This window comes from Proteiniclasticum sp. C24MP, from assembly GCF_043951855.1.
In the GTDB taxonomy this organism is placed as follows: Bacteria; Bacillota; Clostridia; order Clostridiales; family Clostridiaceae; genus Proteiniclasticum.
Map to the genome: position 1 here is coordinate 1 of NZ_JBINJW010000032.1, position 14,038 is coordinate 14,038.

General features: G+C 44.9%; 12 protein-coding genes. 1 reads left to right on the forward strand and 11 read right to left on the reverse strand.

Features of this window, described 5'->3' with window-relative positions:
* Window positions 1-137: 137 nt before the first annotated feature.
* Genes ACHAL6_RS14205 through ACHAL6_RS14220 form a run of 4 tightly spaced genes read right to left on the reverse strand, consistent with a single transcriptional unit; the run spans window position 138 to window position 5,598 of the window.
* Window positions 138-1,127 carry an ABC transporter ATP-binding protein gene (locus ACHAL6_RS14205; protein WP_395271329.1) on the reverse strand — a complete coding sequence of 330 codons (990 nt, stop codon included), beginning with the start codon at window positions 1,125-1,127 and terminating at the stop codon, window positions 138-140.
* A 40-nt stretch (window positions 1,128-1,167) separates the two neighbouring features.
* Entirely contained in the window at window positions 1,168-2,106 is a 939-nt protein-coding gene (locus ACHAL6_RS14210) for an ABC transporter permease subunit (RefSeq protein ID WP_395271330.1), read from the reverse strand.
* A 27-nt stretch (window positions 2,107-2,133) separates the two neighbouring features.
* Window positions 2,134-3,084 (reverse strand): ABC transporter ATP-binding protein, encoded by a 951-nt coding sequence (locus ACHAL6_RS14215; RefSeq protein ID WP_395271331.1) that lies wholly within the window; start codon window positions 3,082-3,084, stop codon window positions 2,134-2,136.
* Window positions 3,085-3,090: 6 nt separating this feature from the next.
* Window positions 3,091-5,598, reverse strand: coding sequence for an ABC transporter permease subunit (locus tag ACHAL6_RS14220; protein ID WP_395271332.1), 2,508 nt, complete (start codon window positions 5,596-5,598; stop codon window positions 3,091-3,093).
* Between the two features lie 261 nt (window positions 5,599-5,859).
* Between ACHAL6_RS14220 and ACHAL6_RS14225 the strand changes: the two genes are divergently transcribed.
* On the forward strand, window positions 5,860-7,473 hold the full coding sequence (locus ACHAL6_RS14225) for an amidohydrolase (protein ID WP_395271333.1): 1,614 nt from the start codon (window positions 5,860-5,862) through the stop codon (window positions 7,471-7,473).
* Between the two features lie 39 nt (window positions 7,474-7,512).
* On the opposite strand, the gene ACHAL6_RS14230 is transcribed toward ACHAL6_RS14225, so the two are convergent.
* The 7 genes from ACHAL6_RS14230 to ACHAL6_RS14260 form a co-directional block, all read right to left on the reverse strand.
* Window positions 7,513-8,496 (reverse strand): helix-turn-helix transcriptional regulator, encoded by a 984-nt coding sequence (locus tag ACHAL6_RS14230; RefSeq protein WP_395271334.1) that lies wholly within the window; start codon window positions 8,494-8,496, stop codon window positions 7,513-7,515.
* Window positions 8,497-8,662: 166 nt separating this feature from the next.
* On the reverse strand, window positions 8,663-8,905 hold the full coding sequence (locus ACHAL6_RS14235; protein ID WP_395271335.1) for a hypothetical protein: 243 nt from the start codon (window positions 8,903-8,905) through the stop codon (window positions 8,663-8,665).
* Window positions 8,906-8,909: 4 nt separating this feature from the next.
* Window positions 8,910-9,932, reverse strand: a complete 1,023-nt coding sequence (locus tag ACHAL6_RS14240) for an ATP-binding cassette domain-containing protein (RefSeq protein ID WP_395271336.1) — start codon at window positions 9,930-9,932, stop codon at window positions 8,910-8,912.
* Window positions 9,925-10,626, reverse strand: coding sequence for a GTP-binding protein (locus ACHAL6_RS14245; RefSeq protein ID WP_395271337.1), 702 nt, complete (start codon window positions 10,624-10,626; stop codon window positions 9,925-9,927). Before ACHAL6_RS14245 ends, ACHAL6_RS14240 begins: the two co-directional genes overlap by 8 nt.
* 1 nt (window position 10,627) lies before the next feature.
* Complete coding sequence (locus tag ACHAL6_RS14250) at window positions 10,628-11,848, reverse strand: ABC transporter substrate-binding protein (RefSeq protein WP_395271338.1); 1,221 nt, start codon at window positions 11,846-11,848, stop codon at window positions 10,628-10,630.
* A gap of 189 nt (window positions 11,849-12,037) precedes the next feature.
* On the reverse strand, window positions 12,038-12,730 hold the full coding sequence (locus ACHAL6_RS14255; protein ID WP_395271339.1) for a Crp/Fnr family transcriptional regulator: 693 nt from the start codon (window positions 12,728-12,730) through the stop codon (window positions 12,038-12,040).
* Window positions 12,731-12,757: 27 nt separating this feature from the next.
* The gene (locus ACHAL6_RS14260; RefSeq protein ID WP_395271340.1) at window positions 12,758-13,948 is read right to left on the reverse strand and encodes a coenzyme F420-0:L-glutamate ligase; all 1,191 of its coding nucleotides are present in this window, start codon (window positions 13,946-13,948) and stop codon (window positions 12,758-12,760) included.
* Window positions 13,949-14,038 lie beyond the last annotated feature (90 nt).

Below are 14,038 nucleotides of genomic sequence, written 5' to 3' on the forward strand. Positions count from 1 at the left end.
GCCCAGGAGAATCACCTTAATTGCAGTTACACTGCGAATGGGATGATCCTTCTGGGCTAGTTGCATTTACTTTGAATGTTTACCCTCCTTCACACAAATGGAATATAGAAAGGGCAGTTTCTCTGCCCAGCCTGTCGTTATCGTATGAGCGGAATGCCTTCTTCCACCAGAAAACATCGCACGTAGTGCCCCGGTGTGTTCTCCACAAGTTCGGGAACTTCTTCGTGACACCTATTTACAGCATAAGGACATCGATTGGAAAAACGGCATCCTATTGGGAAATCCGAAGGATGAGGCACATATCCTTCTATGACATTAAGCCTTTCTTTGGTTTCACCTCTTCCAGGCATACAGTCTATGAGTCCTATGGTATACGGATTCATCGGATGACTGAACAGCTCTTCCTTTGGTGCTTTTTCCATGATTTTACCGCAGTACATCACACATACATCATGAGCCATGTCTTCCACCACACCCAGATCGTGGGTATTCAAAATGATGGACATCTGGTTTTCATCCTGCAGTTTCTTCAGAAGATCCAGAATTTCAGCCTGAATTGTCACATCCAAGGCAGTGGTTGGCTCATCCGCAATAAGAATCCTGGGTTTGCAAGCGATGGCCATGGCGATCATGATTCTCTGCCGCATTCCACCGCTGAACTGTTTCGGGAAATCATGGTATCTTTTTTCAGCATCAGGAATTCCGACTTCTGTCATCAGTTCCATCGCTCTACGCTTTATCTCCTGCTTCTTTCCTTTCCTGTGGATGTAGAGGACTTCTTCAATCTGCTTGCCCACAGGAATCAGTGGGTTAAGAGTAGACATAGGATCCTGATAAATCATGGCGATCTCGTTTCCTCTGATCTTCTGCATCTGCTTTTCTTTCATTGTGAGAAGATTCCCCTGACTATCCCCTTCATACATCGCTTCTCCCTGCACAATCTTCCCCGGATAATCCACAAGTTTCATGATGCTTAGAACCAGTACGCTTTTCCCGCTTCCTGATTCACCTATGACTGCCAATGTTCTGTTTTCCTCTAACGTAAAACTCACATCATCTACTGCAGGAAGCTCTACTCCGTCCAGATAAAAGTATGTTTTTATGTTGTTGACACTCAGTAATGACATAGTATTCCCTCCTGTGATCCTCTGTTTGGCGTTTTTATCCTCATGATTTGACCTGTGGAATCACCACATCCTTCAGTACATTGAACAGCAGCAGAATCAGAAAATACGCCACCGCCATGATTGTCATGAAGTAACTGAAAGCCATGCTGCCTGCAAATGCATCAATCCTCGTGGATGTATAGAAATCAATCATATGATATCCGATGCCTCTGTAGTAAAACAGTCTTTCCACTATGATCAGACTGGAAAACATCAGCGCTAAAATCGTTGGAAAAACGGAAAGCACTTCATATAGGACACTTTTCATCAGATGATTCTTGATGATTCTGAATCTGGAACAGCCCTTTCCTCTCGCGGCCAGAATGTAAGGTTTTGAGAATCCTTCTTCTATGGCTGTAGCTGTTGTTCTTGCAACGTAGGCTGCAGGAAGTACTGAAATGGAGATTATGGGATAGATGGCATTGTACCAGTACTGGTCTCCTTTGAATTCTATAGGTCCGATGCCCAGAAACGTCATATTGTTTTTGAACAGATACAGCGCAAGCACCTGCACCAGTCCTATGGTCAGTATGTCCGGTACGGACAAAGGCACTAGAGACTGAAGCATCTTGAATGTACCGATACGGTCTCTTTTTCTGCTGTCCAGTATTCCCTTGGGTATGCCGATGAGCACTGCAAGCAGTATGCCTGCAGAAAGAACGATGCCACTGCGTTTTGCGGATACCGCAAACAGTTCCCCTACTGTATCATCCAGAATGACCAGATCCTTCACTTCTCCGGAAAATATGTATCGGAAATTCTCTCTGATTCCCTCGGCAATCATGTCCCATGACATATTAGGCTGGTATCGACCCTTTTCATAGATGATATCAAAATCCATGGGAACGCCTGTAATCATCAGTACGCCAAAAATAACCGCTGCAAGAAGCAGAAGATTTACCAGAATGATTTTTAGTAATTTCCTGTATCTCAGATTCATTTCTACCTCCAAACCGGCATGTCATCTTCAGTAAAGATGACATGCCACCTCTCGTCCTTCATGATTTTTCAGAATCGGTATCTCCTCACTGCATATTTTCATCGCATAAGGACATCTGGTGTGAAAAGCGCATCCCTCCGGCATTTTTATGGAACTTGGAATCTCGCCGTGGAGTCTTCTTCTCTTCATGGTTTCACTTCCCTTCTGTCCGGGAACAGCTGCAAGCAGTGCTTTCGTGTATGGATGCATAGGGCTTCTGAAGATCCGCTCCGCTGTTCCGTTTTCCACGATCTTCCCAAGATACATCACCGCCACATCATCACTTACGTGTCTTATTACATGCAGATCATGGGCAATGAAAAGGTACGATAAACCGAATTCCTTCTGCAGATCCATGGTCAGATTCAGAATCTGCGATTGTACAGACACATCCAGTGCCGATACCGGTTCATCACAGACAATGAAGCGGGGCTTAGTGGATAGGGCTCTTGCAATGCCGATCCTCTGTCTTTGACCACCACTGAATTCATGAGGAAATTTCTTGGCCGACGCCTTATCAAGGCCCACAAGGTCCAGAAGTCTGTAGACCTCTTTCTTGTAATCCAGAGGCTGCACAATTTTATGAATCTGCAGAGGCTGAACCAGAATATCTTCGATGGTCATTTTGTAATCCAGTGCGGAATACGGATTCTGAAAAACCATCTGAAGTTCTTTTCTGAGCTTCCTGAAATCTCTATTTGAAATCGTACTGATGTCCTTCCCATCCAGATAGATGGATCCCGAGGAAGGTTCAAGAAGTCTTAGAACCAGTCTGCCTGTGGTGGATTTCCCACTGCCAGACTCACCGACCAGTCCCAGAGTTTTACCCTGACGGATCTGAAAATCGATTCCATTGACCGCATGAACCAGTTCCTTCTCCTCACCTAACATACTGTTTTTTGCTATGAAATGTTTCTTTAAACTTTTTACCTCGATCATAACCTGCTACTCCTTCTTCGGTGCATCTTCCATCAGATAGGGATTCATGGTGAGATTATCCAGCATCACTTGTCCGATACTTTCCAGCCTGTGTCTGTTTATCTTCGACAAGGTATCCTCTTCCGTTCCCATTTCCTGAACATGAGCCTGACCGATGCCTACCGTGAAGAACGCATTCAGCCTCATATCCAGCGTAGATCTTGTGACCATGTCGAAGACCCCCAGGCTGGAACTGCTTGTGGTATTGGCATAGATGCTCTGAAATCTTCTATAGGGCATCTTCATATCCTTCAGAAGTTTCTCCATCTGAGTCCCGATAAGATACGATGGTTTTCTCCCGCCCTGAGCAGGAAATGTGACCAAAGAAAGGTCCTTGTCTTTTCCTACCCCTGCATATCCGACTTCGTAGTAATAGTAACCTCCGGTGACAACCATATCTATGGTCTTCATGGCTTCCCTGTGATAATACTCCGAGCCTTCTTCCATGGTGATCTTCTTGATTTCCATCTGGTTGTCCCAGAAAACGAAGGAAACCGATCGTTCAAGAGGTTCTTCCATGGCAGCTACTTCTCTGGCGATTTCCAGCGCCGTGGCAGCTGGCGTTGCTGCAATCACAGATGATCTTCCATCTGGATCGTATATGCCGTCGTACCCTGCTCCTATGACTATGGTTTCGCCTGGATTGTCTGCTGACAGATCTTTCCCAGGAAGGAATGCTTCAATGACTCTTCCCTCATAATCAGGAAGCTCGGGGTAGCTGAAGGATACCTCGATGTCCGCGTATCCCGCTTCAAGAATCTCTCTGAGCTCCTGAAACGGAAAGATCGTATGTGATTTATGCAGATAAGCGTTGGTCCTCGATTCATACTCATCAAGGAGCATGAACTGAAGTCTGAACTCCCGCTCCACTTCGTCTGTACCGAAAACATTAATGCCCCGCATATTGTTCTCACTGAAAGGGGAGCCGATGGAATTGAGAAGTTCCCTGATATACCGCTCTTCTATAGGAAACACTTCCGTCTCCATAGATATATCCGCAAGATGTCCCTTATCGGAAGCCGTTCCTTTATAATGGAAATCCTGTCCTTCTGCCAGAATGAGCTCCTGCCTGCTCAACGTGAAGATGGTGAAATCCTCATGAAGCCTGAAGATCTTTTCATCACCGGAAAGATCCGTGATCTTCACCTGTCCCTCTTTCACCACCATTGGCGCCATGATTTTCAGGTTCTCCAGCGATTGCTCTTCTTCGTAATAATAGCTGATGTCCATGGTGCTTACATCGTATCCATTATCCTCCATGGTATCGATGATGTAATTCCCCGCTTCATACCCTCCTCTTGACCCGCTGACTCTGCCTTCGAAGACTGAATCGGAAAGAACTTCTATATTTTCCAGCGCATTTTCCGTCTGAAAAGGCACATCACTTGCGTACCTGGGCACGAATAAATAAACAAGAATCAGCGCTACTGTGCCGGTTTTCAGGAGAATCGGTCGATAGTATTTCGGAAATTCCCTCAGCTGCAGATAAAACAGTTTCGGTGACAGCATGGCAAAGGTTTTTCTGATGATGCTGATGACTCTGGAATCTCTTTTCTGAAATTCCATTCTGAGACCTTCCCCCAATAAATTGATGCCCATGATCGCCACAGCGAAAAACAGTACCGGGAAAAAAGACACCCACCATACTTCCTCGAATCTCATGACCTCCGTTGTGATTCGGGAGAGCATCCCTCCCCATTCAGGTTCAAGTCCCATGCGGTAGTTCGCTCTGAAAGCCATGGCGCCCACTTCTCTTGTGGAACCCACAAAAACGTAGAGAACAGCCAGCTGAGCCACCAGAAACAGCGCCATGGCGATCTCCTTGAAGAAAAGACTGACTCCGGTAGGAATCACGTGAGGCACCACATTCTGCAGCACAATCTGCAGTTTCGTCTTACCGATGGCGATTTCTCCTTCTATGAAATCCTCTTCCATGATTTTCTTTGTGGCATCTTCCAGCATTCCGGCAAGCTTTGACCAGCCTACAATGGTCAATACCACAGCGAATGCGATGATGGATTTCTCAATCTGCATTCTGTAGAAATAATTGAAGTTCAGAAGAACAAAACTGAAGATCAGCATCGGTACTGCACTGAAGAAAGTGCTGAAGAATTTAATCACTGCACTGATGAACCTGTTTCCCATGCCTGCCAGTATGCCCAGAGGCAATGCGACAATCATTCGAAAGAGTGCAATCAGAAAACCCAGCCGTAATGTGTTTCTTGACCCGTAAACAAGGCGGGCATAAATGTCTCTTCCTGCATCATCTGTTCCCATGATATTGATGTTATTGGGTCTCATGGGATTCAGAGAAAGTTCTTCTACGATTTCCCCATCCTGACGGTACTCAATATATCTGGGTGGTTCTTCATGGATGGGATCTCTGGAAGTGAATATTTCAGGAAAATAGGAAAGTAGTAGGAGCAGTAATAGAATAATCCCTCCTATAAGAAGTGGATAATTTATCTTCTTCATGTGTATCCTCCAGCTGGCAGCTAATAATTCGCTTTTTCTAATAATTCAACGATAATCCCAGTATACCATAGATGTAGAAAAGCTATACCCTTTACAATTACAAAAATGACCTGTGTATGTACAGATTCAGTGACAGATTCCTAATACTCATAATCGAAACATTTTTCTGAAACAGATCTGATTTCATGATAAAATAAGGCTGTTATAATCAAAACTCCTCAGGATGAAATAAAATGGATGCAGGAGTTTGACGGAGGAAATATGAAACTGCTACTAAAAAAAGGAAAAATCTATCAGGAGCGCAATGTCTTTACAGACGCTCTCTATATAGAGAACGGATATATTCTTTCTGCTGGAAGAAATGCGCTTCTTCATGAACCCGCCCTGTCTCCTTCAGAAATCATGGATCTGGAAGGCAAAACCGTCGTTCCCGGTTTCAACGATGCTCATCTTCATTTCTATCAGGCCGGACTTGCACTGTCCACTGTGAACTTATATGGTTCTACCTCCATCGAAGAAATGATCCGACGAAGCATCAGCTTCCTTGAGAATCACGGAGAAACTCTGAAGACACTCTCAGGAAGAGGATTCAATCAGGATTATTTCGAAGAGAAAAGGCTTCCTTTAAGAAGTGATCTTGATCGGATATCAGAGACCATTCCCATTGTATTCACCAGAACCTGCTCTCATCTTGCCGTGGTGAATTCCGCCGCCCTCAAGAAGCTGGACTTGTCTATGCCCCTTCCTCATATCGAAGGCGGTCAGATCGATGTAGATACGGACGGAGCGCCCAATGGAATATTCAGGGAAAATGCCATCAGACTTCTGGATGTGCTTTATGAAGAGGAATCCGTAGACAGTGCTCTGCACCACATAAGGGCAGCCGCAGAGAAAGCACTCTCCTATGGACTTACCTCTGTTCAGGTCAATGACATCTGGCTGGAAAATCCGGAATCGGAAGTGGTGGAAGAAGCGTACAGAAGGTTTGCTGAAGAGAACCCAAGCATCCGGGTCTATCATCAGGTTTACGCGAAAGACCTTCCTGCCTTGGAGAAGAGACTGAAAAGCGGCTTTGACCGCAGTGAAAGCCCCTTTCTGAGATATGGACTGCTGAAGATGTTCGCGGATGGCTCCCTTGGAGCCCGCACCGCCTATCTTCGAAAACCTTATGCAGATGATCCTTCTACCCGTGGAATCCCCACCATGTCTCAGGACCTGCTGGAGTCCATGATCCGAAAAGCGGAAGACAACGGAATTCAGACAGCCATTCATGTCATTGGAGATGGCGCACTGGAGCGTGTTCTGGATGCATATGAAAAAGTGATCCAAGACAACAGAAACAGGCATGGTCTGATCCATGTTCAGATCACGGACCCGGATCTTCTTGATAGAATCAGAAAGCTGAATCTCATGGTCTATGCACAGCCCATCTTTCTGCATTATGATCTCCATATTGTAGAAGATCGTGTGGGAAAAACCCTGGCTGCCACCTCCTATGCCTTCGCTACCATGGAAAAGCTTGGCATAAAGGTTGCCTACAGCAGCGATGCACCCATAGAAAACTTCCATGTGATGGAAAACCTGCACTGCGCAGTGAACAGACAGGATCTTACTCTTTTCCCTGAGAAAGGGTATAACATGAAGGAAGCAGTGGACAGGTTCACCGCACTGGATAATATCACCGTGAACAGTGCATACATGAGTCACGAAGAAAACAGAAAAGGCAGACTTCTTCCAGGCTACTACGCAGATCTGGTCGTTCTGAAAGAGCCATATTTTGATGTGGACAAAGATCGAATAAAAGACATTCAGGTGGACATGACCATGGTAAATGGTCAGATCCGGTATGACAGCAGAATAGATTCTATAGAATAATAGCAGAAGGTATCCCGAGGGATACCTTCTGCTATTATTCTAGTATTGTCTGAGTATCTCCGTTAGAAAATCCTTGAACGAATCGCGGACATGTTCCGGTTGCATGATTCTAGCTTTCTTTCCATATTGTGCAACCCAGGAAAAGAATGTACTGCTGACCTTTACTCTGGTTCTTATGGAGAATGTTTCTTCGGATTCCTTCTGGATGCTGATATCCGCTCCGAATCGGTCCAGAACCTGATTCACCAGATCGTTATCGAATTCCAGCCAGACCACTTCATCCACACCGTTGAACATATTGAAAGTCTGTTTCGCATACTCTGCCACATTGAAAATCGTTTCTTCGTTCAGTGGATCTCTGATTTCATCTAGAACTTCTATGCTGCTCATCCGATCCACCCTGTAGTGCACAAAATTATCATGCTTTTTATAGTATGCGATAACATAGTAGTTTTCATCGTCCCATGAAAGAGAATAAGGGCTGATGATATACCGCTCTCCATCTCTTCTGAACACTTTTTCCTTATCCAGATTATAGTCGAAGTACTGAAACGAGACTTTTCTGTTTTCTGCAATGGCCTGATGCAGTTTATCTACATTGTAGTAAATATTTTCATTGATGGATTTGGCGCGATTCGCAACATAGACCTGCCTCTGGAGCATCATTGCCTGCTTTTTGCTTGTAAGACTCTCGATTTTCTTGATCAGTTCATTGCTTTTCTTATGGGTCACAAATTTCGAGCACTGCACAGCATCCACCAGCAGCTTCAATTCGGGTAGTTCAAATTCTCTGCTCGCAAGATAGTACTCAGTGGATTTCGATTTCTTCTTGCTGATATCCAGCCCGAACACTTTAAGCGTATCAATATCCGCATATATGGATTTGCGTTCAGCGGAAATACCGTAATTTTCCAGTTCTCTGATGATATCCGCAATGCCTATGCTATGTTCTTCATCCGTCTGCTCCAGAAACATTTTCATCAGATACAGTATTTTAAGTTTATGACTTCCATTCTTTGCCATAGCTCCTCCTGATATGAAATGATTACTATATTATCTATAGTGTATCAGATAGTCGCTGTCAATTTCTTAAATTCCTGAGAATCTTAAGAAATTTCATTTTACAGAACCGGATCCGGAAATGAGGAAAGTCCGCAGATATTACTGCGGACTTTCCTTATAGACTGATTTAGTATCCTACGCCAGCGGCTTTGATGTTTGCCGGATCGAAGGCATGACATGGAGTGACTCCATACACCATGCCACAATGTGGACACTGGTCTTCAAACGTGCTCATTTCAAACTCTTTGGCGCATTCAACACAGGTGATTTCCATCGGCATAGGCATCATCTGCTCTGAGAACCCCATGTGTCTGACCTTTGCCACTACTTCCTCTCCATTCTTAAAGCTTCCGCTACATCCTTCGTGCATAAATTCATACCTCTCTTTTAAAATCTTTATTATTCAGTACTTCACCATTTCTAAGGCTTGTTCTCATCTTACTGATGATGAGATCCATTTTTTCCAGTTCTGACAGAATCGCCTTTTCTTCCGTTCTCGTTTCCATGACTTTATGAATTCCACCATTTCTGATGATGATTCTCTTGTCTGCAATCAATGCAAGACTGGGGTCGTGGGTTGCCATGAGTACGATTTTCTCCTCACTGATGAGAAGATTAAGCGCTCTTTTTCGATCGATTCCGGCGTTTTCGATTTCATCAATGAGCACAATGGGAGATGTGCTTAAGATGGCAGTATCTGCAATCATCAGCGCTCTGGACTGTCCACCGCTGAGTCCTGTTATGGGTGTATCCAGATTGAATTTTTCACCTGCCAGATCATTTGCCGCATCGATGATACGATGGGTCATCTCATCAATATTCTCCACCATTCTGCTTTTCGCATGAAGCTCAATGAACTCCCCTACACTGAGATCCATGACGAAATTCATGTTCTGTGAAAGCTGTGCCACCAGCTTGTTGCTTGTGGAGTATCTCTGACTTCTGTCAGGAATCTCGCCGTTGATGAGCACAGTTCTTTTTGTAGGCGTATCATTGTTCGCAGCCCATTCGATGTCTGCAAGAAGCCTGCTCTTCCCGGAACCCGTAGGACCTACAATGGATACAATTTCACTTCTGTTGATGGTGAGCTTCTCAAAAGTCTCAGGATTTCCCTCTTTGTCTCTGCCAGCCAGAATCGTTATGCTGTCTATCCGATCCTTGTCAAGTCCCAGGAAAGATATCATCTGCTCGATATAGTGATTCAGATCCGAGATGATCTTCTCCTTGTCAATGGCCCACTCTTCGCGTTCCTCTTCCGTATATCCTTCAAGAAACTCCTCTACCGTCTGATCTGCATGATTCTGTATATCCATTTTATTCTGGTCGAAATAACCTGTAACAAACGGGTACTTATGAATCAGATCTCCTATGATTATTTTCTCGTACTTCTTATGCATCCACATCACCCATCTTCATCTTTCTGACATTGCCCATCTGAAATTCTTCCCCTATTCTGGTTTCACCCAGACAATAGGAACACAGTGCCGAAGGCATCGGGAATTTCAGCTCCATGCCCTTCACCGATTTGATGTTCTCTTCTGCGTCATACAAGAGGGTACTCAGTTCGTAGGCTCCCTGACCTGTTAGTCCGTTGACGGACATGATCACCGCCTGGGGATTCACAGAGTTGACTCTGGAAGCGAAAACCTCTCTTTCCGCCTGAGAAACAATGTCTCCCTTGGTGATGACGACGATGTCGGCGGTCTTCAGCATCGGGCCGATTTTTTTGGGTGTGTTGATACCACTTAGATTGTCTATGACGCAAATGGACTTCACACCTTTGATGTAAGGTGAACATCTGTTACAGAGCCCTGCACTCTCTGTAACAAGTAGATGCAGTTCCCTCTTTCGTCCCCATTTCACCACCTCTTCAATATTGCTTGCGAAATAGTGATCAGGGCAGAGTGAACCGGAAAGTCCTTTCATGACAGGAATACCGGCCTTCTCATAGAGTATATCGTCATCCGTATAGAGACAGTCGAACTTGACGACGCCAACAGAGAGCGCTCTCATCTTTATGGCTTCTATGGTCTTCAGGATCACAGAAGTCTTGCCGGAGGAAGGTGGTCCAGATACAGTCACCAGATTCATCTTACATATCCCCCTTCATTGCCAGATTGAACAGTTCTTCGCAACGCCTGATCAGTGCAGTCAGGTCATGTTCTTCTATGAAGTCCCATCCAAGCCACATATACCTGTTTTCTTTCGCTACACGGTTATCCACCTGGGGATTGGTGCTTGGGAATCTTCCATTGTGAGCGAGTATTTCTCCGACACCCTTTGAAGACAGAAAGTCCACAATGGGTTGAAGCTGCTCTTTCTTCTCTTTTTTGGTCAGCAGGAAAATCGGACTCATAATGGCCCCGTCCTCTGGCCAGACCGCTTCCATGGGTCCCCCGTTTTTCACCATCTTGGTGAAGAAATACGGCATGATGGTCACAGAAGGTCTTTCCAGAAGCTTCGCATGTGATTTGACCATCTCGGACGGATGCATGCTCCTCTGCATGTTTCTGCCCAGCTTCACAATACCTTCTTCTCCATACATTTTATAGATGTTCAGTAAGATCGCATTGAACAGATCGAAATCGCTCACTGGCAGACTGATGCTGTTCCTGAAATCCTCATGAAGCACATCTTCCCAGCTTCTTGGCATCTTTCTTTCTCCAAGCTCCTTCACATTGATCAGAAATACCGCTGGTACTACACCGATCATGGAATACTGCTTCTTCGGATCTCTCAGACTGAGATATCCATTCTCAAAATCCTCATTGTAATTTTCGAAGCGGATCAGATCTTCGAAAAGATCCCTGGACTTGTACTTGCCGAACAGCTTCTTGTCAAAAAACATATCAAAACCTGCAGAGATGAATAAATCCGGCAGACTTTCGATCTGTTCGCTCTTCAGTGACTCTTCAAGCCAGCCGATCCCCATGGAGGCGGCTTTCAGGTCATATTCAAGATGAAACCCTAAATCCTGCTTGGAATGCCATTCTTCGAAGGTTTCCAGCAGAGGAATTCGAACCGGACACGGTAGAACCCCAGCCATCCGGATCGTCTCCATTCCATCTTTAGCACCGCTCTTCGGTTCATCAGAAAGCTGCAGCCGCTCTTCCAGCTGCTCGACAAATGCGCTTAGTGAGATTCCTTTGGATTTCAGAGAATCCCCTATGGTCACGATCTTTCCGAGGGTTCTTCTTTTCTCTTCGTCTTTCAGATTGTCAAAACCTAAAGATATCAGAAGCTCCAACGCTTCATTATAGTTTTCGGTTACCTGAAACAACGAATCCTTGTGATCTATATTAATATTTTTCATGATATTCTCCTCAGTATTACTTCTTAGGCCTTTTACCACCGTTTTCAAGTGTATCATGTTCATCTCCAATATTCGGTATCTGAGGATACCAGTTGCGAATATTGATAACGATTCTCATTGTTTCCTTTTCGCCGTAAAAACCCCATAAGCATCTGATTTCAGTATACTTATGGGGCTTTGTGGCCTGATTCAGTTTTTCAGCTCTCTTGATATGCCTTCAAGGTCCTTGAGTTTAAAATATCTTCCTTCAAAATCGATGAGTCCTTCCTCTTTCAGGCGAATCAGTTCTCTGGACAGTGAAGGTCTGGACACCTGAAGGTATTCCGCCATTTCACCTCTCTTCAGAGATACAGTGAACTCTCTGGAATCGCTTCTCTGATGCTGCTTCAGAAGATAGAAGCATATTTTCCTGCGTATACTTTTCAGCGCCAGCAGTTCCAGCTTTTCATTCAGGGCTCGTGCTTTCTTCGCAATGATGTATAGCATGTTCAGCGTGAATCTGCTGGTTCCTTCCCTGTTCATGTTCTCTGGATTCATCAGCTTTTCTGCAGGCAGAAACAGGACCGTTGCCTCCTTGTCCGCCAGCACAGTTGCCGTCCACAACGTTCCTGTATACACCGCAACTTCACCGAAAATATCCCCCTGACTAAGCCTGGCCATCATCAGACGGTCCCCTGAGGAAGTGTCCTTTCCGATGGATACTATTCCACTTAAAATGATTCCTACTCCGGAAAGCTTTTCGTTCTCCACAGTGATGGTTTCATTCTTTTTGAAAGTGCCGATATATGCACCGGTGTTCCTTAGCATCTCGAGGATTTCTTCACTTCTCATGTTGTGAAACAGCGGGTTCTCCATAAGTACATTCAGATAAGATTCAAACATCTTCACTCCGTCCTTTAACAGCCCGTACTATTTGGCATAACTGTCAAAATAGCCTTGTATCAGTATAATCGGCGTTCCCTTATCCCCGCTGCCTGAAGTCAGGTCACTCAGCGATCCGAGAAGGTCTGTGAGTCTTCTTGGTGTTGTGCCTTCAGCTGTCATATCGCCAAAGAGGTTCTCGCCTTTGTTTTCGATGTACTGGGTGATCGCTCTCTTCAGCTCTTCTCCATCCAGGTGTGAAAATTCATTGTCCGCAATATATTTCAGCTTGATTTCGTTGGGCTGCCCTTCCAGTCCTTTCGTGTAGGCAGGTGAAACAACCGGATCCGCCAGCTCCCAGATGCCACCCACAGGATCCTTGAACGCTCCGTCTCCATAAATCATGACTTCGATATTCTTTCCAGTTTCCTCTTTAAACCTTTTCTGAATCCGATCAACGATATCCTGTGCATCTCTTGGGAAAAGCTTCAAAGTCTCTTCCGTAGCCTTATTGCTTCCAAGCAGCCCGTAGTCCTCGTTGTATCCACTTCCTTCTATGGATGTATTCAGAAGATCACTGAGACTGTACACCTCTTCTGCTCCATCTCTTTTCAGCAGTCTTTTCGTCCGTGCTCTTGTGTGAATATCACAGTTCAGGACAGACTTAGTAAAGGGAAGAATCGCTTTGGGCTGATTTGCGAGTATGACCTCCACTTCGCATCCTTCATCCTCAATAATCTGCTTATAGAATGAAATATAATCCACCCCTGTGAAAGTATGCTTTTCATAGCCGAATAGCGCTCTGTATTTCTCTTCTGTCAGAACATCTGTATAGGGATCCACGCCTTTTTCATCCAGCTGATCCAATGTGACCAGTGCATTGCCCACTTCATCGGAAGGATAGCTCAGCATCAGAACAATCTTTTTCGCTCCTCTTGCTATGCCTTTCAGACATAAGGAAAATCTGTTCCTGCTTAAAATGGGAAAAATCACGCCGATGGTATCTTCCTGAAATTTTTCTTTCACATCCTGAGCGATATTGTCCACTGTCGCATAATTCCCCTGTGCTCTTGCCACAACAGCTTCAGTTACGGATACTACATCTCTGTCATTCAGTGTTATTTTCTCGGATGCTGCAGCTTTGAGGACTGAGTCCACAACGATAGCAGCGATATCGTCCCCTTCTCTGATGATAGGGGCACGTACCCCTCTAGAAGTTGTGCCAATCATTCTTTCCATAATTTTCCTCCAGTTCGTCGATTATACTGATTATAAAATCTGCTTATTGTTACTGTCTCATTATACCCTTCTTTATGCCATGGAATCAAT